We start from the raw sequence: 22861 nt of genomic DNA on the forward strand, positions 1-22861 counted from the left end.
ATAGGTATCCTTGAATCAATTACAGGTTAAATATTATGGCGACTAGGATGCCTTTTCTGACACAGAATTGGTATTAAAAGGTTTAAAGAGTTCCGGCAGCCGAATCATCATTTCGCTTAGCTGTTCGGCCGGCATTGGTCTGGCCAGGTAATAGCCCTGCAGGTTATCACAGCCGTATTCTCGCAGCTGTTCAACCTGGCTGGCGGTTTCCAGGCCTTCTGCGGTAATCCGCAGGTTAAGGCTTTTTGCCATGGCAATAACCGCTTTAACAATGCCGCGGCTGTCTTCATCGGTTTCCATATCGTGAATAAAGCTCTTATCTACCTTTACCCCCTGAGCACAGAACTTTTTCAGGAAAGACAGTGAGCTGTAGCCGGTACCAAAGTCATCCATCCAGATATCGATGCCCTGGGCATGGAGCTCTTCAAGAATATTGCTGGCATCTTCTTCGTTGGTCAGCAGGGCTGTTTCGGTCAGTTCAATATGCAGGTTTCCGGCCGTGAGCTGATGCCTGTCGGTTATGGCTTTAATGTTTTCCGGCAGGTTGCGGTTGAGTAGCTGAACCCCGGATATGTTAACGGCGCAGTAAAGATCAACCCTGGAATGCTGTTGCCACCTTTTAACCTGCTCGCAGGCGGTTTCGATGACCCATTCGCCCAGTGTATGAATGAGTCCAGTCTGCTCGGCGACGGGTATAAAGGCATCGGGCGAGATAAAACCCTTCTTCGGGTGTTGCCAGCGCAGCAGGGCTTCAGCACCGACAACTCTGTTATCCAGGCTGCTGAACAGCGGCTGGTAATAGAGCTTAAGCTGTTTGTTTTCCATAGCGCTGCGCAGGTCGTTTTCCAGCTCCAGCCGGTTTTGTACCTCGGTATTCATGCTGCTGGTGAAAAATGCAAAGTTGTTCTTACCGCGCGATTTGGCGGAGTACATGGCGATATCCGCATTGGAAAGCAGCTGGTTTTTTTCCGTACCGTCTTTCGGGTACATCGTAATGCCTATGCTGGCACCGACGACAATTTCCTGCCCGCTGGAAAGTGAAAAGGGTTGCTGAGCTTTGCTCAGTATGCGGTCTGCCACGCGAATGATGTTTTCATCGCTGGATATATTATCCAGTAATACAGTAAATTCATCGCCGCCCAGCCTTGCTATACCGGCGTAGGTTTCATCGTGCCCAACTCCCATGAAATCATGCGCGCGTAGGCTGGAGCTCAGACGTTTGGAGAACTGCTGCAGTAGCTCATCACCGGCGGCGTGACCGAGGGTGTCGTTGATGCGTTTAAAGTCATCCAGGTCGATAAACAGGATGGCCATTTCGTGCTCTTTCTGTTCTGCGTTGGCCAGAGCTGTTTCCAGGTATTCGTTAAAGAGAGTTCGGTTGGGGATGTTGGTGAGTTGATCATGTTTTGCCTGATGCCTGGCCCGGTCGTTGATTTCCTTCAGGCCGATAATCATTTTCACGATGGATCTGGACAGCTCTCCGAGTTCGTCGCGGCGGTCATTGGGCAGGCCAACGGGGTAGTTGATCTTGCCAGAGCTGACATTATTGGCGTATTCCGCGAGCAGTTTGATGGGCCTGGTGATGTTGCGTGAGATCGTGGTGGCGAGCACCACACCGAATAGGCCCACGATCAGGAGGATTGTTGATCCGAACAGCAGCAGGTTTTCACTAATGCCCTGTTCAAACACATGCCGTAACTCTTCGCCCATGGTTTGAATGTCTTGTTTGTTTTCAGTCAATGACAGGCCAACCCGAACACCGCCGAGCTGTTGGGAGCCAATGAACAGCGGGTGCGAGACATCGAGTATGGAGTCCGATTTTTGCGTCAGGTAGTCTTCAGCCTTGAGTGCATTGGTCATGAACGGGTCGGTGAGCAACTCGCCGTAGCGGCTAATCTCTTCTTCGCCTTCATGGATAAGCGCGCCGTTATTATCGTAAATAATGGCGTATTCAACCGAAGGCAGGCTCAGAACAGACTGCAGCTGGTGGTACATCTCTTCGGTATCGAAGCTGTACACCGGGTTGGCAAGGTTGATTGCCAGTACATGGTTTAGATTGGTTCCGTTGCGTTCCAGCTGTTTATCCAGGTTGGCTTCCAGAATTTGCGAGCTAGAATCCAACCCGTTTTTCAGTGTTATCCGGAATTGAATAAACAGCAGTGTGCCAAGCACGACTAAAACCGACAGGATCATGCCGGTTAACAGGAGTGAGTAGCGCGTTTGGAGCTTCATGGTGAGTCTATTCCAGATCGTGCAGTATCAGCTGGCGGATTTCACGCGCCTGCTCAATGTTAGCCATAATTTCCGGGGTCAATTCGTCCATTTTTGAGGTTTTTTGATAGGAATCCAGCGCGTCTGCTGCTTCCGGGTCTTCGTGCATGGTTAGCAGTATTTCTTTCAGCCGTTCTTTAACCGCGGGGTCTAAACTGCCGGATACCACTTCAACGGCCCTGGGGATTGAAGGGGTGGTGTGGATGATCTGAAAATCGTCACGGAACATCGGTGGCAGGTGGTCTTCCTTATCCCAGTCGAGGTTGTTGTAGGCTCCGGCGGATACGATCTTTTTATGTACCCAGGTTGAGGTGTTGATTTCGGCTCCGGAAAATATATAGCCCACGCTGTCATCATCGGGCGTTTGGTTGGGGCGCTGCATAGCAGTGAGCGTCTGGCCGTTTTGCAGCAATACAGCTGCCGGGATGAAATAAGCCGAGGTGGACCCTTCGTCTTCAAAGGCAATGGTGTGGCCGGCTAATTGTTCAAGCGTATCTATGCCGCTGTCTTTACGGGTGAAGAAGATGGTGTGGTAGTTCGGTACGCCCTTTTTCCACTTGCGCACCAGCAGCTCCGCATTGGCCTGTTCTTCAAATTCTATACTGGAAAAAATAGTTTCTGTTACCCAGTCTACCTGGCCGGTTTTCAGGTACTCAATCATCTGCTCGTTGTCCTTGGCCATCAGCACCTTTCCCTCGGTAATGCCCAAATCACCCATACGTGCAACGGCATAATCAACAATGGGCCTTAAGGTGTCGTAATGCTTCTTCGGGTTTGTGGTTACCTTGCCGATTACGAGCGTGTCTTTAGCAAAGCATGGGGCTAAGAAGGCGGCCGCCAGCAGCAGGGCAAGGAAGCCCTTGTTCATCAGTTTGATCATCACGAAAGCCTCAATTAACTTCGAATACAGATGAGTTGTGTATAGATGGTCAGCTAAGCAGTAGTTGTGCCTGTTTGCTGATCAGCTGACTAAAATCTATACATTCCAGTTTGGAAGAGGATGTGATGCTTGTCAAAAAGCTGATGATTTCGGACGATGTTTTATTTTCAGTGACTTAGCTGACGCTCAGCGATGTTGGCTCTTGCGGAGGGCGCTCGATATATCAGAATTTCGCAGGGCTCTACCAAATAAAACTGATGCTGAAGAATTGAAGTCAAACTTATGACAGTGGCAAAATTTAGTATTTTCAGAGAAGAGGGCGGGCGTTGTGCCCGCCGCTTAGTGGGTCTTTTTGACCTGCTTGGTTCAATACTGCCACTCACGGGCAGTTGGGTGCTTGAACGCTGCGATGATTTCATCGGTGGATTCAAGCTCAGAGCACAAAAGCTGTACTTTGGTAATGGCGGATTCAAACGTCATGGTGCCACAGCTGACAGCGCCGCTTTCTTCAAATAAGGCGCCTGCCGCATACAGGCTGAAGTCGACCTCGCCTTCCATGCACTGGCTGCGAACAAACACAGGAATGTCTTTCTCGCGTGCTGTTTTCAGGTAGCGCAGGAATTGGGTGGTCGAGGCCGCGTTACCGTTGCCCAGGGCGTTGATCAGAATTGCCCGGTGTTTCCAGCCGCCTTGTTCCATCAGTGGTTCAATGGACATGCCGGGGAACAGGGTGATGACTGAAACGCTCTTCTGATGCCAGGCGCTGCCGAATTCAATCGGCGCGGAACCAGCCGGTTGCTGCCAGTTTTCGCTTTTCCAGCCCGGTGAAACGAAGGCGTTGAAGGCGCTGGTGGATGCCTTGGTGACACGGCTTCCCGGTAGGATGTGTGATCCAACCGCGACCACCACTTCTTTACGGCCTTCCAGTAATGCCTCGAGCGACAGCTTCAGGTTGGCAATGCCATCTGTTCCTTCCGCGCTTACCGGCAGCATGGCTCCGGTAATAACGATAGGCTTATCGTAGCCTGCCATCAGGTAGCTCAGTGCCGCGGCACTGTAGGCCAGGGTATCGGTACCGTGAATAATCAGGATGCCATCAATATTTTCCGGTGCTTCTTCTATGTTTTTTTTCAGCTGAAACCAGTTTTCAGGTTGCAGCTCGGAAGAGTCGAGCAGGGGTTGCCAGTGGCGCCAGCTCACCTCATGGTTTTTCCATCCTTCCAGATCCGGGTGGCCGGAGTTCAGGGCGGCTTCCAGCTCGCCAGCTTTTGGCTCCAGGCCTTTAGGGCCTTCTGTCATGCCGATGGTGCCGCCGGTATTAATGATTAAGAAATGGGACATAGTTATTTTCCGAGCCAGGGCAGATAGGGTGACTAGTCTGCAATTGTTATAAATATGAGGTTTGAACAGCCTGTCAGTTCAGGCTGTCGAGAATGGCCAGTACATCGTCGTGATGGGTCTTGGTCTTAACTTTTTCGATAATATGCGCCAGTTTGCCCTGTTCATCGATGATGAACGTCAAACGGTGAATACCAACATACTCTTTTCCCATGAACTTTTTCAATGCCCAAACGCCATAACTTTCTGCAATGGCATGATCTTCGTCGCTGAGCAGATCAAAATTAAGCTCTTGCTTTTCAATAAAGCGGGTAAGTTTAGAGGGGGCATCCGGGCTGATACCCAAAACCACGGTGTTACGGCTTTCAAATTCTGCTTTGGTATCCCGAATGCCGCACGCCTGAGTGGTACAGCCGGGGGTCATGGCCTTCGGGTAAAAATACAGTACGACCTTTTTGCCAAGCAATGATTTCATTGAAACTTCAGTGCCATCCTGATTTACCGTGGTGAAATCTGGTGCCGGTTGGCCGATGGTGGGTAAGTCGAGTGCTGCCATTTTTGAGCTCCTCTTAGCATTTGTTGCAGAATTAAGGGGAAAACAGGCTACATCGGCATGGTCATGCTGACAATCATCAATTTATGAGGATGCCATTTGCCGGTATTAATAGTTTTTCTTCAATCGCCATTAGCCATGGTGCTTACAGGCCGATTTTCAGGTATGCTACGCCGCTAATTATTCATGCCAAATAACTGATTTTATTATGTTTTTCGAGCAGGGCCGGGAACAGTTCTTCCGGCCGGTCACCACCAAATACCGTGAGCAGATTATTGAGTGTTTGCGCGAGCTGTATCGCCGGCTGTACACCAGCTCGAGCGCGGACTACGGCCATGCGTTATCACGCGATGACGTGCTGGAAACTTTCAGCGCGGCTCTGGTGCGTGCGCCGGTGTTAAAGACCGATGACGATGACACCGACACCAGCCGCTTTCGCAACTCCCGCGAGCAGGCCGGTTGGGTTCTGAATCAGCTGATAGAATATGGCTGGGTTGAAAAGCAGGTCGATGAAGCCACCCTGCAGAGCAGCTTTAACTTCAGCCGGCACGGCCGCCTGTTTACCGAGCCGTTTGTCGCGACCGATGCCACCAGTGTACGTACCCGGCACCGCAATACCCGCAACGTACGTAATGCCATGGCCTCGTTTCTGGATAACGGCGAAGCATACGATCTGCTCGATGCCTGGGAATATTCCGAGCGTATCCTCAGTGACTTTACCGACATCATTGCCGAACTGGACGACCGCAAGCGCTCGCTGGTGCAACAGATGGGTAATCAGTTACTGGTGCAGCAGGCCACGGCTGACTTCTTCGATTTTATGGAAAAACGCTTTCAGCCGGATTTGGCCATTCGCTTGTCGGCCGACAGCGTTGAAAAATACCGTAATGAAATAGCCCTGAAGAGCGAGCAGATTCGCAGCCAGCCGGTCGAGTTTAAACAGAATGCCGAGCGCCGCCTGCGTGCCCTGTTACCGGAAATGGTGCAGCCGGGGCAGAGTGTATTGCTGACTATCCTCGACAGCATTGAAGCCAGAATGCAGGCGGCCAGCGATATCATGCTGCCGGCATTGCGCCGGGCATTGCAAAGCTTTACCAAGCGGGCCGACATCATCATTCGTCAGATGAGTTATCTGGCCAGTTCCAGCCATAACGATATGTCTCAGGTTTGTACGCGCTTTGCCGAAAAACCGCAGGAAGAACAGAATCAGTTGCTTGAAATAGCCGCTGATATGATGTCTGTTCCGCAGGTGGGCCTGCTCGACCCGGCGCATATGCGGTTGCACAACCGGCGAGCCCGGCGAACCTTTGACCTCGATATAGCCAGTGATCGGGCCGACGATTTTGACGTCGGCGTGCAGAAAGAGCTGGCGGTGCAGCAATGGCTCGACCAGGCGTTTCTGGTTAATGACCGGCAGGTGCGCAGTTACCTGGTGAAACACCTGATGAACGGAGAATCGATCCGAACCGATCAGCTGCCGGTAAACGATGCGACGGACTTACTGTCGCTGTCACATGTTATTGAAGTTGGCAGTCAAAGTTCGCTGGCCACTGAAATGAAATTTGTCGTTACCCCCATAGAGGGCAATCCGGTGACGAGCGAGTACTTTGACCGACAGGATTTATTTGAGATTCGGCTGCAAATGCAGGACGTAAACAAAGAGAGCAACCCCAATGTTTGAAGAACTGGATTTATTGCTGGAAAAGGCCGGCATCAGCCGCAACGAATACAGTGAGTTACTCATTCGTTTGCTCGATTACGGCGTGCTTTGCCGCGACGAAAGCCAGACTGAGCAAGCACTTTACGACCGTTACCTGCGCGTTGAAGAGCCGGTGGCAGAATACCTTTCGCTGTTGTCTATTCGGGTTGCTCATGATGCCCGTTTTCATTTTGTGCGGTTGTTTCCACCCGGCGCTGAAGTGCCGGGTATGAGTGAGGAAGATCAGCCGTTTAACAGTGGTATGAGAGTGCGTTTGTCGCAGCCCGAGGTCGCCACCGTACTGGTGCTGCGCAGCCTTTATGACCGCGCGCTGAAAGAAGGGCAGCTCGATGAGCAGGGCTGCGTGCTGGTTTCCATCGAAAACATCACCATTGCATTGCGCAATCTTTTAAAGCGTACCCTGCCGGAAAAACTTACCGAACGCCGGGCATTGTTTACTCACTTGAAACAGCTGCGGCTGATTCAGCTAAACCAGGAAATAACTGAAAACTCGGCTGACTTATGGATACGCATCCGGCCGATGATTATCAGCTACGTTTCAGATGATGTGCTGTCTGCCCTGCAGGGTGGAGAGGTGCTTGCAGACGAGGCCGAAGCGTTATCAGAAGAACCGGCAGAAGCCGTTACTAACGCGCCGTCTGCAGACGAAACAGAAGAACAAGTGGAAGAGATCGATGCCGAAGCGCCATCGGTTTTTGATAAGGAATAACCCCGAATGCATCTGAAAAAATTTATCTACATCAACTGGGGAAATATTCCGGCCATGGAGTTCGACTTCGGCCCGGTGAATTTGCTTTCCGGTGGCAATGGCTCTGGTAAAACCACGGCCGCCGATGCGTTGCAGACGATCATGACCGCAGCGCACGATACCTTGTTCCAGTACAACCCCGGGCAGGATGAAGCCACTCAGCGCGGCCGCGGTAAGCAGGTTCGTACCCTGGCTTCCTATGTGCTCGGTTGCGACGACGGCTCGTACGCGCGAACCGAAGCTACCGTTGGTTATTTGGCTGCAGTGTTTTACCCCACTCAGGGTGAAAGTGCCGAGCCCTTCACCGCCATTCTTGGCATCTCTGCTTATCTGGACAGAGCCGGCAGCTCGCCGGTTGCCCGGCAATCAGATATCAGCTACATCATTATTCAGGATACAGAGCTTGCGAAAACGGATTTCCTGCAGGAAGTGGATGGCCGTTCACAGATAGTACCGTTGGAAAAACTCAGCCAGCATTTCGATAAGCGCGGCATTGAACGCGTTGAAAAATACGACACCAAAAAACAGTATCTGCGTCGCTTGTATGCTGCCTTGCGTGGCCGCAAAGATGCCATCAGTGAGCGGGAGGCGCTGAATGCCGCGCGTGCCTTTTCACGCTTTATGGCTTACAAGCCGGTGAAGAGCATCGACAGCTTTGTTGCTCAGGAAATTCTCGAAAAGAAAGATTTAGGTGAAGCCATTCGCACGGTTTCTGACCTGATGAAAACCATCAATGGCCTGGAAAGCGAAGCCAATCGCCTGAAGGTACAGATTGATCGATTGGAAAAATCACGCAATCAGTCGAATGGTTATATCGACCGCTGGATTGACTACAACGTGGCTGATTACGTTGCCGCTAAATCGCGTTTTCTGGCCGATCAGAAACGCTACCTGGATACCAAAAAGGATCAGCACAACGTCCGTACCCAGCTTGATCAGTTGGAAGCCGACCTTGAAGTTTCTGCCGAGCGCAGACTGCAGACGCGTGAACAGCTGGTGACGCTGGAAGCTCAGCGTCGCGGCGTAGAGGCGCTGCAGGATAAAGACCGCTTTGAAGCCAAAGCTAAGATGTGTGCCGATCAACTGCAAAAGCAGGCAACCCTGTTGCTGGAGCAGAGCCATGGCGTGGATCGTTCTTTGAGTGCCAGCCAGGAAATCTATAAGGCCCTGAATAAGTCATCGATCTCGGTTGATGTGCCTGCGTTGAATGATAAACGGCTGTTGCAGAAGGCCAAAGCTATTGCTCAGCAGGGCGCGCAGGCGATTGATTTTCAGCGTTTGCTGACTCAGGACTGGGTCGATATTTCACCGCTGGAAGCTCACCTTGATGGCGCACTGGCGCAACAATCGGAACTGAACGAATGGCGTCAGCTTTGGTTCGATGAATCGTTGCAGGCCAGTGGCGTATCTTTGCGTGACCAGCTGCAGCGTTTGGTTGACCGGCGTGAACAAAAACTGATGCAGGTGCGTCAAAATTTGTCGCGTAAACAGCAGGATATCGACAGCCTGGCCACGGCGCAGGTGAATTACCCGCACCATGTGCGTATTGCACTGGAGGCAATTCGCCGCGAGTGCCCGGAAGCCGACCCGCGAGTGCTGTGTGATCATGTTGAGATTACTGAGCAACGCTGGCAAACATCGCTGGAAGGCTACTTAGGTGGCGTGCGCTTTGCCATTCTGGTTGAGCCGGAATTTGAAGCCGAAGCTATTCAGATTGTTCGTAACCTGCCGCGTGAAAACCGTGCCCGCGTCATACAGGGCAGCAAGGCAAGGCAGGATGCGGCGCGGGTTAAGGTTCCGGCAGACTCTGTTGTAAACCTGATGTCGTTCGATCACGCCATTGCCAAGGCTTATATTACGGCCAGCTATGGTCAGGTGGTTCAGTGTGAAAATGTTGATCAGCTAAAACAGACCCGTCGCGGCGTAAGCCCGAATGGTTTAGGCAGTGGCGCCTATGCCATGTATCGCTGCGATATACCGGCCAGTGAATTGGTCTTTGGTCAGTCGGCGCGTGAGAACGCTCTGCAGGCAAAAAAAGGTGAACTGAACGAACTGGCTGTGCAGGCCAACAGCTTGCAAATTCAGGCGGAAGAATCCCGTCAGTTGTATGCTCACGTTAACCAGTTGTTGCACTGTCAGCACGGTAACCTGATGCGTGACATGCTGGAAATTCAGCGTGAAATGCGTAAGGCCGAGCAGTCTTTGAATGCCCTGGATCTTTCCGATGTGCAGGGTATTGAAGATGAGTATCGCAAGGTTGCCGAGCAGCTTGAGCAGCTTGAAGTGAAAATCCGAAAAGGCGACAGCGAGAAAGGCCAGTTGCTGGAACGCATAAAAACGCTCACCCGTCAGTGCACGGTGTTGAGTGAGCAGCAGGAAAAAACTGAGCTGCACGCCGAAGAAAAAGAAAGCTATTTGCGCGAGATTGTCGAATTTTGGCCTAACTTCGATGTGGAAGCGGCGCTGGAAGCCGCCGATGCACAAGCAGAAGAGTCGAACGCAGATCGTGAAGAAGCGCAGCGTAAGTCTCTGGAAAGCGAGCTCAATGCCAAGGCGCACGAATTCGAATTGCTGCTGAAAGAACACAATCAGGAATGCCAGCCACAGGATGCCGTGGTGGTCGATCTCAATTACAGCAGCCTGCACGATGCAGAATTCTTCCGTGGTATGGTCCGCTTGCGCCGTATGGTGGATCAAATTCACAACCGCATTAAGAATAACCTGCTGGTCGAAAAGGTCGATCAGCTGGCATTGCTGCGCGAAAGTTTCAACAGCGCCTTTGTCACCAACCTTTGCCATTCCATCTATCAGGCGATTAATGAAGGCAAAAAGGTTCTCAACGAACTCAATAAAGAGCTGGAGCATCATCGCTTCGGCGCCGACCGGGAAAACTACTGGTTTGGCTATGACTGGGTGCCGGAATTTAAAGAATACTGGCACTTCTTCGACGAGGTTTATAAGAGCCCGTCTATTGGTGAGGGCAATACCCTGTTTGATGCCCAGTTGAGTAAGCGCTCTCTGGCCATTCGTGATCAGCTGATGGCTATGCTGCTCGACAGCGACGAGCAACGTGCGCTGCGTGAGCTGGAGCGTATCTCCGATTACCGTAATTACCGCAGCTACGAAATTTATAAACAGCCGGAGGGTAAGCAACCGATCGCGCTCAGCCAATACGGTACCGGCTCCGGTGGTCAGCTGGAAACGCCGGCCTACATTATCCGCTCTGCGGCTATTACGTCGGCCTTCCGCTTTAACGAGGGCGATAGCCACTTGCGTATGGTGCTGGTGGATGAGGCCTTCTCTAAAATGGATGAAACGCGCTCGAAAGAAGTGATCCGTTATTTAACCGAAAGCCTGGGTTTGCAGCTATTGTTTATTATGCCGACCAGTAAATCCGGTCCGTTTATGGATATGATTTCCAACCAGTTTGTCTTTTCGAAAGTCCCATTGATCAACGGGCAAAAGCGCGGTGAGCTGCAGACCCGGGTGCTGGTCGACAGGCAACAGTGCAACCGTGAAAAAATTCAGGAATTATGGGCGAACCATCGCAAGGTAATTCGTAAACAAGCAGAACTCGACTTTTTAGAGGGGTTATAACACATGGCCGTAATTGAAATTAAACATCCATTACTCGCGCATAAGGTAGGCATCATGCGCGAATCCGGTATCTCCACCAAACAATTCCGTGAGTTGGCCTCAGAAATTGGCAACCTGCTGACCTATGAAGCAACCCGGAATATCTCTACCGATGAAGTGGAAATTCAGGCCTGGGACGACAGCACCCTAACGGTTGAGCGTCTGAAGGGTAAAAAAATTACCGTTGTGCCAATCCTGCGCGCCGGTCTGGGCATGATGGATGGAGTTCTGCAGCTGATCCCTTCAGCCCGTGTCAGTGTCGTTGGTCTGTACCGTGATGAAGAGTCACTGGAGCCGGTTTATTACTTCGATAAGGTCGTTGAAGATGTGGATGAGCGTACCGCGCTGATTGTTGACCCTATGCTGGCAACCGGTGGTTCAATGGTAGCAACGATCGATCTGCTTAAGCAGAAGGGCTGTAAGAACATTATGGGCCTGTGCCTGATTGGCGCTCCGGAAGGTGCCAAGGCTATTGAAGAGGCTCACCCGGATGTCGATATCTATGTTGCCGCGATGGATGAATGCCTGAATGAAAAGGGCTATATCGTGCCAGGCTTGGGCGATGCCGGCGACAAGCTGTTCGGTACCCGCTAAGCCGACCCTGTCTATCCAGCCGGTTGCCCGCCAGCCGGCTTGTTTTTGTTTGTAAGTCCCGCCTTTTTATTGTCTTAATGAAAAGCATATTTTAAATGTTATCTAGCCGCTTGCAGGCCCCTATTTGTAAGGCTATTGGAGTATTGTGTCTAAAAATTACAGATTGATACTTTATTTCGCATTTTGTAAAAAAACGTCTAAATTTAAGTGAATATTCAAGAACGTTTGATCGCGGCAATTGCTTTGGCAAGGTTGGAGTACCTGTGGAATACATCGAAGAAGATAGCCAGAAAAAGCAGATATTGATTATCGATGACAATGCCGAGTATGCGCTGTCGTTGCAACAATACCTGAGCGGGAATGAGTTTGATGTTGCCGTTGAAACAGAGTCTGCAAAAGCATTGAGCCGAATCCGGGATGAAAAGCCGGATATTGTCATCATTGAGGTCGACCTACGCGGCGATTCCGGGCTGACCATTTGTAAGCTGAGCCGTAAAGACTTCAAGGGCGGTATCTTTCTGGTAAGTCATCGCACCGACGAGCTTGATCAGGTGTTGGGTCTGGATATGGGTGCGGATGAATATCTGGCCAGAACCGTTTCTCCGCGCTTGCTGCTGGCGAAATGCCAGGCCTACCTGCGTCGGGATGAGCGCAGCAAACCAACCGTGGCTTCGGGCCTGGAAGAGCGTCTGGAGTTTGGCAACCTGGTCATTGATAACTCCATGCGGGAAGCCTGGTTGAACAAGAAAACCATAGAGCTGACCAGTGCCGAGTTTGATTTGCTCTGGCTGCTTTCAAGCCATGCCGGTGAAGTGCTAACCCGGGAAGAAATCTTCAGCAAGCTGCGCGGTATTGAATATGACGGACAAGACCGCTCTGTTGACGTGCGGGTTTCAAGAATCCGGCCGAAGGTTGGCGATGATCCTATTCACCCGCGCCGGATTAAAACCGTTCGTTCTAAAGGCTATCTGTTTGTCGGTGAAGTGAAACAGTAAGCGCAGGGCGTTGCCATCTGTTTGCTGTTTCTGTTTTTAAGGTCCGGCTAGCTCCGCACCGCTTCCATCACTTTAAAGCCCTTCTCTCTGGCCAGCGTTTTTATTTCATCAAAGTTACCCTGCAAACACGGCTCATAAGCCAAGAAATCGTTGGCGACCCAGATTAACTTTCCTTTTGGTTTCAGCCAGTTGTGTGCCTGACTGAAAAACTCTTCAGTTGGGGCGTAGGCCGTTTTGATGCCCTGATGAAAAGGCGGGTTAGTAATAATGAAGTCAAATTTCTGTGCGTTAACGGCTGTGGTGCCGGCGGACCAGATGGCCTGAATTTTATCTTCCAGGTTGTTCTGTTGTGCTGTTTTTTGAGTAGAGCGAACAGCCAATACATCGATATCAACGGTGACTACGTTTTTTACCGATTCCAACTCGGCAAGCGCCAGGGTGAGAACGCCAGCACCGGAGCCAAACTCAAAAACTTTGCCTTTCAGTCGGGGAAGGTTTTTCAACAGCAGCTCGGTGCCTTTGTCGAGCTTGCCGGCACTGAATACACCCGGCAGGCTGTAGATGGTTCTATTGCCGAAATCGTAGCTCCGCCATTCCTGATAGTCGTCCGGTTTGCTGACCGGGCGAAGTTCAAACAGAGCGCAGTGGCGCGCACTGTCTACCTTGAGGCAGTCGTACTCCCCGTTTACCCGCTTGGCCAGGCTTTTAATGCCACCATTGTTTTCGCCAACCACCCAAAGCTGTTGCCCGCTCTGAAGCAACGCACTGATGTTATTTAGCCACCAATCAAGGCGATCTTTAGCTTTGGGGAAAAACAACACATTGATGTCGGTTGTTTCTATATTGCTGCAGTCTGCCTGCAGATGATTGGTTTGCGAGAAGTTCAAATTAAATTGTTTATCTGAAGGCTTCACCAATGGCGATTGCTCGGGAGCATCGAACCAATTCGTTGTGCTGTTGGCCAGGGTGTCGCTGTGTCGCTCTAAAAGCTGAAAAGTAGGGTGCATAGTTTTATGAATTATCCGGGTTACCCGGTTAAAAGGATTCCGGGATTAAAAATGGCTGAACAGGCATTTTATTCAAAGGAGCGGTCAGAAAGAAGTTAATACACGAAAAAAGCGGACACTGAATTATCAGTGTCCGTTAAACATGGGGCAGAGCCCACATGGGAGTAGTCACCATACTGCTGCTGCTACGATCAACAGTAATTAGAATATAGTTGATATTTCCTGCATTGCTGTTCTAGAAATAATGCCAAAATGAAAAGCTGAACCACTCTATTTATGAGAATATTCTCAACACCGCGCCATCAGTGATTCTCCTCGAGGTTTTCATGCTGAAAAGAGTCTTTAAAAATTTGTTACCGGTTGTTATTTTTTTATGCGCTTTGTCTGCGAATGCCGAGATGATCGGAGGTCACGAGCGGCAACGCCTTGTTCTGCATTTGACGGAACTGCTTCATCGTCATTATGAATTCAACCTATTGCAGCTCTATTTGCCTGAGCTTCCGGTAGAGGTTGTTACTGATTCACCTGATCAACGTACTCTATATGCACTCCTTACGACACTTGCGGAAGAGAATATTGTTGTCGAACAGAAGAAATCCGCAAAACAGGTTATCGATTCAGGTCGGCATTTAATTGCGGCCGTATCTGAGTTTTCTGCACCGAATAACAGCTCAGTAGAAAGAGTTGCCTATGGCAGGGTGGTCATAGACAGTGTCGATTCTATGCAAACGTTAAAGCAAGAAGGTTCAGCTGAAACCCGTGTTGAAATTCAGTTTCTTTGGCATCTGGTTTCACCTGCAGAGTGGCTTTGGGCACCGCGATTGAATTCTATCCCTGAAATCCGTTATTTGCGGGAAAGTACCGCCGCCAGTATGAAAGGAAGCGCAATCTTTATCTGGCAGGAACAGAAAGCTCAGTGGCTGCTGGAAGCATCACCCAATATAAGGCTGCAATAGCGTTAGTGATTTTTCCCGGAAAGGCGGTTATGAATAACAAAAAGCATGTTGGAAAGGTCATTCGGCATTAGGTTTTGGTAAGCCTGTTCCTTTAATAAAGGCTTAATGACCTGTTTCAGTATTTCATACCAGTCATCCCCAATAAAACAATCTGTAGGCAGGCGACTGAGGGCATCTAATAGCAGGTTGCGGGTATTTGTTTTTCTGGCATTGGTATCTGCCAGTGACATTAAGAGATCTGCAGCTTGCTGTCGTCTCATAAAAAGCAGATTTGAGCTGTTAACCAGCCTGTTGCGTGTTTGCTCCGCTCTCATTGATCCGCTCGCTCATTTGATTGAATGGCTGCACCCTATCGTGAGGTTTATTGCCATGACAACGGATAAGTTTGGGGAACGAATGTGGATAAAGTGTGGTTAGCTTGAGTAAAAGCAGACTTAGTCATTGAATTAAAAGGTTTTCAATTTGAAATGTTAATAATTGTGCTTGCTGCAAGTATTTCCACGTTTATAGCGGTTAAAGAGAGTTGCTGGCTTTGTTTGAAGGACGACATTGGGGTCGCCTTGCCGTAATAAGGTCTATTCAGGAAAGTTCAATTCAATTAAAACCGATCTGTTTTTAATAAACTGATGCACACTTTAAATTGACTGAAGGTCATTTTCTTTGAATTTCTTATTAAAAATGAGTTTGGATTATCCAAGAGGACATTACTCTGCTATTACTTTTACAGTGACTTTAAAAACTGTAATCGGCTGACTTTGTATTGCGGTTTTCTTTGGTATTCAGTAAAGGTTGCAGTTCGGTTTTGCTGAGTTCAATTAACGGAAAATTGAAAAGAGTCATCAATTAGTGTCGGATTCAACAAATATTTTGCGAAAATCCGAAAATAAATGCTTTTTAAGTGATCAAAATTTGCTTTTTTATTTTAGAAAGCTAAATTAGCGCTTATAATTTTATTGTCTAAAATTAAATTTTAAGTGTGTGGATAAGAGGGTTAAAAAATGGCAGTAGCCAAGAAGAAAGCTCCCGCTAAACGCGGACCAAAGCCAGCAGCTAAAAAAACGACAGTAGCTAAAAAACCTGCAGCTAAAAAGCCAGCAGTTAAAAAGGCTCCGGTAAAAAAAGCGCCAGCGAGAAAAGCACCTGCCAAAAAAACCGCAGCAGTGAAAGCTCCTGTCGTAAATAAAGCATTAGCTACTGCTGAAAAGGCTCAGGAAAAAGCAAATGCAGCTGTCGTAAAAGCAACTGCTGCTCTGGCCAAGGCTAAAGAGAAGAAGGCTGCGGTTACCGCCAAGGCTCGCACCAGCAAGACTGCTGCAACCCTGCGTCAACTCGAAGCTGCTAAAGCTGGCTATGTCAAAGCCCAGGCAGCTCTGGTTACTGCTAAAGCCGCAGCGAAAGCCGCGAGCTTTGAAGTTAAATTAGCGGTTATCGAAAGCTCTATCGAGACAGCAAAAGAGAAGTCTGCAGCACGCGTTACTGCCTTTGCAGAAGGTCTGGAAGCTAAAAAAGCAGACGATCTCGCCAAAGCGGTTGCTTCTTTCGAAGCCAAATGGCTGGCAGCTCGCGCCAAGGCAGATACCCGCAAGGTAAAAACCTTCCAGAAGAAAGAAGAAGTTAAAACCAAAGCGGCTGAGCGCAAGGTGAAAGCTAAGATTTCTGCTCTGAAGAAGCAGCAGACTGTAAAGCGTAAACCGGTTGCCCGTAAGCCTCGTGCAACTGCAGCAGCGCCAGCAGCGGCTGTTAAAGCGGAAAGCTAATCGCTATTTGCTGATGTCTTAGATCAGCACTGTGAAATGGCCTGCACCTGAGTGTGCGGGCTTTTTTTTGCCTGTTGCTTTTGTTCTGCAGGCAGTGCTATGGCGCACACCGGGCTATCATATGAGCCTGATTTGTGTGGTAGACTTCCCGCCTTTCCAACTCCTGCTCGATATTTGGTTATGAATATACTATCGATAGATACCACTGCGGATCTCTGCTCAATCGCCTTAGACGCCGGCGGCAACTCATTTGTCTTTCATGAATCCCGGCCAAGAGAGCATGCAAAAATTCTATTACCTGAAATTACCCGGTTGTTTCATGAGGCGGGAATCAAGATTCAGGATCTGGATCTGGTTGTATTTGGTCGTGGCCCCGGTTCATTTACCGGCGTGCGTATTGCGGCGTCGGTTGCCCAGGGTATTGCACTGGCAGCTGGCTGCCCGGTGTTTCCGGTCAGTACACTGCAATCGGTTGCCTTCAGTGCGGCAAAGAATGGCGCCAGATCGATTTGGGTGGCCCTGGATGCGAGAATGTCTGAGTGGTATTTTGCCCGGTATAACATCAGCGGCAGTAGCCTGGTGCCGGAGTTGATTGATCAGGAACAGGTGTTACCACCTGCGCAGATTTCACAAACACCAGAATCAGAGACCACTTTTTGCGGCAATGGCTGGGCAACGGACTATCCGTTGCCTGAACAGCTGGCAGAGCGAACAATTTCTGCTGATCCGTTACTGGGTTTGCCGCATGCGCTGCATAGCCTGGAGCTGGTCAAAATATTGATGAGTGAAAAGGGTGAGCAAGCAGTTGCGCCTGAACAGGCGATTCCGGTTTACCTCCGTGATAAGGTGACTTGGGATAATAAGCCAAAAGTTGGCAGTTAATTTTTATCAGAGGGTACGATGATTTCAATTCAATGGATTGTGTTAGCTATTATTCAGGGCGTAACCGAGTTTCTGCCCATTTCCAGTTCTGCTCATTTGATTCTTCCGGCGCAAATCCTGGGTTGGGCGGATCAGGGCCTGGCATTCGATGTAGCCGTTCATGTTGGCTCATTACTGGCAGTCATTATTTATTTCAGAAAAGCACTTATCGATATCACGGCTAACTTTTTTCTAAGGTTGGCTCAAAAACCTTGCGATTCAAACCTCGCCAATCAGGGTTGGCTGATCCTTATTGGAACAATACCGGCCGTTATATTCGGGTTTCTAATGGAGCATGTCATTGAAACCTATTTGCGCAGTATTTTGGTTATTGCCATGACCACAACCCTATTTGGACTGTTGCTGTGGTTTGCAGATGTAAAAGCAAAACAGGTTAAAAGCCTGGATGCCATTGGCTGGAAGGAAGCACTGGCTGTCGGCTTCGCGCAGGCTTTAGCCTTAATACCGGGCACATCGCGCTCGGGGATTACCATGACAGCGGGGTTGCTGCTGGGAATGCACAAGGTTGACGCAGCCCGTTTCAGTTTCCTGTTGTCCATTCCGTTGATTCTTGCTGCGGGTACGCTCAAAACCATTGAATTACTGCAAAGCCCGAGTTCTTACGATATACAGGCGATTGCATTTGGCTCAGTGCTTTCCTTTATAAGCGCCTTTGCCTGCATTGTTTTGTTCCTCAAGTGGATTGAGCGATCCGGGTTTTTACCATTCGTAGTCTATCGACTGGCGTTAGGGGCGGTTCTGTTCTATCTGTATTTCAGCTAGCGTCGCATGCGCAAAACTCGGTAACAATTTAGAATTCGCAATGATGATTAAAAATTCTATACTTGAGCTGCAGACTGACAGTTGAACAGGTAACAGGTTATGCAAATCCCTACTTCGGTTCTTTCCAGTAATTACGATACCTCCAGCCTTCGGCGCGGTGGCCAGCAGTCTGCTGTCAGCGATTTTCAGGCCGATACTAAGCCGATGCCTGATCAGGCAATGGCTGCTGAAGCCGATGGGTCTGTTGCTGAATCCGTATCAGCACCGGAATCCAGCCAGTTTTCACCCGTAGCGTCTGCACCACAAGCTGAAGCGGCGGCGAACAGCAATGCTTTTGTGCCGTCTGAACCGTTCACCAGCTCCGGCAATTCAATGACCGACCAGTATCTGCAAGTTGCCAACGAGACACCCATGAGTATGACCTCTCAGGATCCAAGCCTTTTCGGTGTTGATGAGTACGTTTAAGCAGCGCCTGACGACAATTTGAGAACCCCCAATGTTTACCATTCCGCTTTACTGCCCGGATGAAGGGCCAGAGCAAAATCGCCTTTTATTAGAACAGTGTAAAAAAGAGTCATGGCTACAAATCAGCTCTGTAAAGCCGAACCAGGCCTTTATCGTCATCGAAGACGGTAAGTTAGGGTTGGCTGGCAGTTCATGGCCTAAAGTCCATGCTGTCTTCGTCGATTTCCTTTCCGCTGCGGCCGAGCACCGTCGACTGCATGGCGGTGGAGCAGGGCAGGCCGTGGCCAAGGCTGTTGGCTTAAAAAAGAGAAAAGATATTCACATTCTGGATGCCACTGCCGGGCTGGGGCGTGATGCCTTTGTTATGGCTTCTCTCGGTGCAACGGTTCACATGCTTGAGCGTAATCAGGTTGTGCATTTACTGCTGAACGATGGCCTGCAACGGTTAAAAGATTCTGGCCAGCTTGATGAGGTGGCAGATCGAATGACGCTGTCTGCAGGGTCACTTTTAGAGCCGGACGCATGCGCCACCTTAAAACAGTTTGATGTGGTTTATCTCGACCCGATGTTTCCGGACCGCTCTAAATCAGCCAAGGTGAAAAAGGATATGGCGCTGTTTCACGATATGATCGGCGCAGATATGGATGCCGATGAGTTATTGAACCCGGCTATGGCGTTGGCTGAATACCGTGTCGTTGTAAAACGTTCAAAAAAGGCCCCGCTGTTGATGAACAGGGAGCCTTCAACGCAACTGCTCGGTAAGAGCAGTCGCTTCGATATTTATGCTATTAAGTCGCTCAGCGTTACTTAACTTCGGTGTTGGTTGAGCGCTTGGTGACCTGATAGACGTTGTACCAGATGTCATCCGGTATCACTAAAGAAGCCTGGCCGATCACCTCCTGAATACGGTCGTCGTATGCCAGATTCCCTTCTTCAGTCAGGGTTAATACCCGCTTATTTTTTAGTGTCTGAATAAAGCCTTTAAACAGGGCTTTATCGAAAAACTCCGGTGCATCCAGTCCGCTGAGCAGGGCCAAACGCTGCGCCATCTGCTGTGCCTGATTTTCCAGAACCGTCTGCGAGCAGTTGCCGGAACCCAAACGCACCAGTACCGATAACGTAATCAGGTAGCGCTCCAGGGTTGGCAGCATAATGTTGGCCAGATACTGAAGCTGCAGGCTTTGGTCATGGGTTTTTTCCGGTGCATGAATCAGCCCGAGATCGTTAATGGTAATCAGCTGTTCCGCTTCCATATATTTCAGAATGCTGCTTGCCTGCTGCTGAATATCTTCTTTGCTCAGCTGAATAAACAGCTCACTGCGAATGTAGGGGAAGATCATTGCGATCTGTTCAAACAGGGCTGGCGCGCTGATGCCATTGGCGCGTACCACCAGCGCGGCAATCAACGAAGGTAAAGCAAACAGGTGCTGAACGTTGTTGCGGTAATACGACTGCATGACGGTGTTTTGAGCATCCAGCCCGTACAGGTTGCCTAGCTTTTGTGGTATCAGCCGCAGTGTTCCCATTTGAACTGCATAGTCGATCCAGTCCCGGGCATCCTGTTTGGGCAGTGTAATGTAGTTACTGTAGGGCGTTTGTTCGAGAATGCCGTGCAGTAATCTTAACTGGCGCTTCAGTAAATCGCCCTCAATGGCCTGGCGTGGTGTTGCAAGCAATACAGTGGCAATCAGGTTTATTGGGTTGATGGCCGCTGCAGAATTGATGCGGCTGACGACATCGATAGCCAGCTGATCTACAAAGCCGAACATCCATTCCGGGCGGTCGTCCGGTCCATAGGTTTTTTGGTTCCATTCCGGCTGATGTTCTTTTAGCTGGTCATTCAGGTGTAAGGGTTCGCCAAAGTTGAGATAAACGCGGCCGTAGTTTTTCAGCTGTTTAACCGACTTCACCAGGTCAAACAGGTTTTCTTTCTTTTTGTCTTTGCCTTTCAGCTCGCCAATGTAGGATCGGCTTTCAAATACCTTTTCATAGCCAATATATACGGGAATAAAAACCACCGGGCGTTCAGAGTTGCGTAAGTGGCTGCGAACGGTCATGGCCAGCGTACCGGTTGCCGGAGAACGCATTCGCCCGGTTCTGGAGCGGCCGCCTTCAACAAAGTATTCAACCGGGAAGCCACGTGAGAAAACTGTGTGGATATATTCGTTAAATACGGCGGTGTAAAGCTTGTCGCCGCCGAAGCGCCGGCGCATAAAGAAGGCCCCGCCACGTCGAAGAATGCCGCCAACGATAGGCATATTCAGGTTTTCACCGGCAGCAATGTGCGGCACGCTCAACCCGTGCTTGTGCAGGGTGTAGCTTAGTAGCAGGTAGTCGATGTGACTGCGGTGGCAGGGTACATAAACGATCTCATTGTCTTTAGCGAGTTCGCGGACCGGCTCAATGCCATTCAGCTCAATGCCGTTATAGATTTTGTTCCAGAGGCGGGTGAGTGCAATGTCGTACATGCGGATGGTGGCATAGGAAAGATCTGCGGCAATAACCTGAGCATGTTTGAGTGCGGTATGGCGCGCCTTGTCTTCGCTGATCTTTTTAGAATTCGCATGGGCGGCAATGGCCTTTCGGACCGGGTCTGTTTTTAACAGCTGATCGATCATGACCCGTTTGTGCGATAAGTCCGGGCCGATAGCTGCTGTGCGCACCCGTCGGAAATGAACACGCAGAACGCGGGCAACTTTGCGGGTAGCGATGCTCAGATCGGGATTTTCGTCCAGAAGGCTGCGCAGAGAAACGGGCTCATTGATTTCGAAGAAGGTATCCCGACCGGTAAACAGAATGGTCAGCAGCTTTTTAAAACGGCCAATAACTGTCCAGTTGGAGCTGAACAGGGTATTCAGAATGCCTCGCTTGTTTGACGATGCGCGGCCCCAGAACAGAGAGATGGGTACCAGTAAAATATCCTGATCCGGGTTATCAACCAGGTGCTGCAGCAATATGTTGATGCGCGGCGTGACGCCGGCCTTATGGCGCCGGATTACTGACGGGCGGGCGTGAATTGTCAGTAACCTTGCTTCGTCTTTCAGGCCTTTAATGTCAATTTTTTGGTACAGACCCGGCAACCCTAAAAATCGTAACTGGCGATCTGCAACCAGCGCATCTGAAGTTGACTGATGTTCTAAAACATAGACGCAGTGCTTTTGCTGCTTTAGCTTTTCAAGGTCTGTGTGATGAAGGTTTTCTGCAACACGAACCCAACAGAACAGGACTTTTTGAGTGATTTGACGTAGACCGGATACTAATGACTGCATACTAATGCCGACTTCCTGTAAAAAAGCGGCTATTTTAACGGTTTCAGTGGCTAACTGCTAATAATGTGGTGGCTTGGTATCAACAATATCCGGCGCCATCTGCTCTTTAAATTCGGTGTAGTCGCGGGCGATTTTCTTCAGCTGCCTTTCCAGATAGTCGATTCTGATTTGTTGCTCGCTGACAACCTTGTCAAGTTGCTCAACTGTGTCATCCATATGAGTCAGCCGCACCTCGAGCTCTATCAATCTTTCTTTGTCGTTCATGTTATGACTCCTGCATGTCAGAATTGCCAATTTGACGTAAAGTTTGGCATTATGCCTTTTTGTTTGCTGTTACGGGTAGTTTTTTGAAAGGGTGCTGTAACCATGGTGCCGGTTCAGAAAGTCGTCAGACAGCGGTTAGATGTTTAAACATTGGGTCAGCGGTTTTCGCTATTTGGCCCGCATAGTTTGTTCAATGGAAATACGAGTATAGGATATGAAGTTAAAATTCTGGTTAATACGTATTGGTGTTTGTTTATTGGTAGCGTTGCCTGTGCCTTTTATCATGGCAGCAGTTTTGTCTCTCATTACTGGGGTTTCAGACCTTACAGTGGCTGAATTGGCGGGCTTCGAGTTCACCTCAGCAAAGGTTGCAGCATTTGTACTGACGGTGGTGGTTGTCGCCGGGGTTTGTATGCTGAGTATTATTATCTCCCGTTCGGATATTCTTGAAGAAGATGACCGTGAAGAAGGTTTGGTGAAGTGGTTTAACGTCAGTAAGGGCTTTGGCTTTCTGACCCGTGAAGACGGTGAAGATGTATTCGTGCACTTCCGCTCTATTCGTGGTCGCGGACATCGTTCTCTTCAGGAAGGTCAGCGGGTTTTGTTTGGTGTTGTTGAAAGCTCGAAAGGCCTGCAGGCAGAAGACGTGACCGTTTTACGCCAGAAGTGAGAATTTACCAGCTCATCAAAAAGCGGCGTTTGCC

21 protein-coding genes are annotated in these 22861 nt (G+C 49.7%); 12 read left to right on the forward strand and 9 right to left on the reverse strand.

Annotated elements, in window-relative coordinates:
* Positions 1-42 precede the first annotated feature (42 nt).
* From BCF53_RS08555 to bcp, 4 genes are all read right to left on the reverse strand, one after another.
* A complete protein-coding gene (locus BCF53_RS08555) occupies positions 43-2232 on the reverse strand; it encodes a bifunctional diguanylate cyclase/phosphodiesterase (RefSeq protein WP_132701311.1) in 2190 nt (729 codons plus the stop codon).
* Positions 2233-2239: 7 nt separating this feature from the next.
* Positions 2240-3151, reverse strand: coding sequence for a phosphate/phosphite/phosphonate ABC transporter substrate-binding protein (locus BCF53_RS08560; RefSeq protein ID WP_132701312.1), 912 nt, complete (start codon positions 3149-3151; stop codon positions 2240-2242).
* Between the two features lie 366 nt (positions 3152-3517).
* A complete protein-coding gene (locus BCF53_RS08565) occupies positions 3518-4492 on the reverse strand; it encodes an asparaginase (RefSeq protein ID WP_132701313.1) in 975 nt (324 codons plus the stop codon).
* Positions 4493-4565: 73 nt separating this feature from the next.
* Positions 4566-5045, reverse strand: a complete 480-nt coding sequence (gene bcp, locus BCF53_RS08570; protein WP_132701314.1) for a thioredoxin-dependent thiol peroxidase — start codon at positions 5043-5045, stop codon at positions 4566-4568.
* 205 nt (positions 5046-5250) lie between these two features.
* Here bcp and BCF53_RS08575 point away from each other — a divergent pair, with 205 nt between their 5' ends.
* The 5 genes from BCF53_RS08575 to BCF53_RS08595 all read left to right on the forward strand — a co-directional run bounded on the left by BCF53_RS08575 (position 5251) and on the right by BCF53_RS08595 (position 12735).
* Positions 5251-6723, forward strand: coding sequence for a Wadjet anti-phage system protein JetA family protein (locus tag BCF53_RS08575; protein WP_132701315.1), 1473 nt, complete (start codon positions 5251-5253; stop codon positions 6721-6723).
* Positions 6716-7471 (forward strand): DUF4194 domain-containing protein, encoded by a 756-nt coding sequence (locus tag BCF53_RS08580; protein ID WP_132701316.1) that lies wholly within the window; start codon positions 6716-6718, stop codon positions 7469-7471. The genes BCF53_RS08575 and BCF53_RS08580 overlap by 8 nt, the downstream gene beginning before the upstream one ends.
* A 6-nt stretch (positions 7472-7477) precedes the next feature.
* Positions 7478-11107 carry an ATP-binding protein gene (locus BCF53_RS08585; protein WP_132701317.1) on the forward strand — a complete coding sequence of 1210 codons (3630 nt, stop codon included), beginning with the start codon at positions 7478-7480 and terminating at the stop codon, positions 11105-11107.
* A 3-nt stretch (positions 11108-11110) separates the two neighbouring features.
* Positions 11111-11740, forward strand: a complete 630-nt coding sequence (upp, locus tag BCF53_RS08590; RefSeq protein WP_132701318.1) for a uracil phosphoribosyltransferase — start codon at positions 11111-11113, stop codon at positions 11738-11740.
* 263 nt (positions 11741-12003) lie between these two features.
* Entirely contained in the window at positions 12004-12735 is a 732-nt protein-coding gene (locus BCF53_RS08595) for a winged helix-turn-helix domain-containing protein (protein WP_279389130.1), read from the forward strand.
* A 47-nt stretch (positions 12736-12782) separates the two neighbouring features.
* Here the strand turns inward: BCF53_RS08595 and BCF53_RS08600 are convergent, their stop codons facing one another.
* Positions 12783-13742 carry a class I SAM-dependent methyltransferase gene (locus tag BCF53_RS08600; protein WP_132701319.1) on the reverse strand — a complete coding sequence of 320 codons (960 nt, stop codon included), beginning with the start codon at positions 13740-13742 and terminating at the stop codon, positions 12783-12785.
* Positions 13743-14092: 350 nt separating this feature from the next.
* Here BCF53_RS08600 and BCF53_RS08605 point away from each other — a divergent pair, with 350 nt between their 5' ends.
* Positions 14093-14698 (forward strand): hypothetical protein, encoded by a 606-nt coding sequence (locus BCF53_RS08605; RefSeq protein WP_132701320.1) that lies wholly within the window; start codon positions 14093-14095, stop codon positions 14696-14698.
* 2 nt (positions 14699-14700) lie between these two features.
* Here BCF53_RS08605 and BCF53_RS08610 read toward each other — a convergent pair whose 3' ends face one another.
* Positions 14701-14928, reverse strand: a complete 228-nt coding sequence (locus BCF53_RS08610; protein WP_132701321.1) for a hypothetical protein — start codon at positions 14926-14928, stop codon at positions 14701-14703.
* Between the two features lie 761 nt (positions 14929-15689).
* The gene (locus BCF53_RS19300) at positions 15690-15845 is read right to left on the reverse strand and encodes a hypothetical protein (RefSeq protein ID WP_207902686.1); all 156 of its coding nucleotides are present in this window, start codon (positions 15843-15845) and stop codon (positions 15690-15692) included.
* 13 nt (positions 15846-15858) lie between these two features.
* Between BCF53_RS19300 and BCF53_RS19305 the strand changes: the two genes are divergently transcribed.
* From BCF53_RS19305 to BCF53_RS08635, 5 genes are all read left to right on the forward strand, one after another.
* Entirely contained in the window at positions 15859-16455 is a 597-nt protein-coding gene (locus BCF53_RS19305; protein WP_207902687.1) for a hypothetical protein, read from the forward strand.
* A 180-nt stretch (positions 16456-16635) separates the two neighbouring features.
* A complete protein-coding gene (gene tsaB / locus BCF53_RS08620; protein ID WP_165901859.1) occupies positions 16636-17337 on the forward strand; it encodes a tRNA (adenosine(37)-N6)-threonylcarbamoyltransferase complex dimerization subunit type 1 TsaB in 702 nt (233 codons plus the stop codon).
* 18 nt (positions 17338-17355) lie between these two features.
* Positions 17356-18159, forward strand: a complete 804-nt coding sequence (locus tag BCF53_RS08625; RefSeq protein WP_132701323.1) for an undecaprenyl-diphosphate phosphatase — start codon at positions 17356-17358, stop codon at positions 18157-18159.
* A 99-nt stretch (positions 18160-18258) separates the two neighbouring features.
* The gene (locus tag BCF53_RS08630; RefSeq protein WP_132701324.1) at positions 18259-18624 is read left to right on the forward strand and encodes a hypothetical protein; all 366 of its coding nucleotides are present in this window, start codon (positions 18259-18261) and stop codon (positions 18622-18624) included.
* Between the two features lie 31 nt (positions 18625-18655).
* Positions 18656-19435, forward strand: coding sequence for a class I SAM-dependent methyltransferase (locus BCF53_RS08635; protein WP_132701325.1), 780 nt, complete (start codon positions 18656-18658; stop codon positions 19433-19435).
* On the opposite strand, the gene plsB is transcribed toward BCF53_RS08635, so the two are convergent.
* Together plsB and BCF53_RS08645 are read right to left on the reverse strand one after the other, a co-directional pair.
* Entirely contained in the window at positions 19428-21893 is a 2466-nt protein-coding gene (gene plsB / locus BCF53_RS08640; RefSeq protein ID WP_132701326.1) for a glycerol-3-phosphate 1-O-acyltransferase PlsB, read from the reverse strand. The genes BCF53_RS08635 and plsB overlap by 8 nt on opposite strands.
* Before the next feature lie 57 nt (positions 21894-21950).
* The gene (locus BCF53_RS08645; protein WP_132701327.1) at positions 21951-22157 is read right to left on the reverse strand and encodes a SlyX family protein; all 207 of its coding nucleotides are present in this window, start codon (positions 22155-22157) and stop codon (positions 21951-21953) included.
* Between the two features lie 295 nt (positions 22158-22452).
* Between BCF53_RS08645 and BCF53_RS19555 the strand changes: the two genes are divergently transcribed.
* Positions 22453-22827: a cold-shock protein gene (locus tag BCF53_RS19555; protein ID WP_279389131.1), complete on the forward strand. Its 375-nt coding sequence runs from the start codon at positions 22453-22455 to the stop codon at positions 22825-22827.
* Positions 22828-22861: the final 34 nt, after the last annotated feature.

Source organism: Reinekea marinisedimentorum, assembly GCF_004341165.1.
GTDB lineage: Bacteria > Pseudomonadota > Gammaproteobacteria > Pseudomonadales > Natronospirillaceae > Reinekea > Reinekea marinisedimentorum.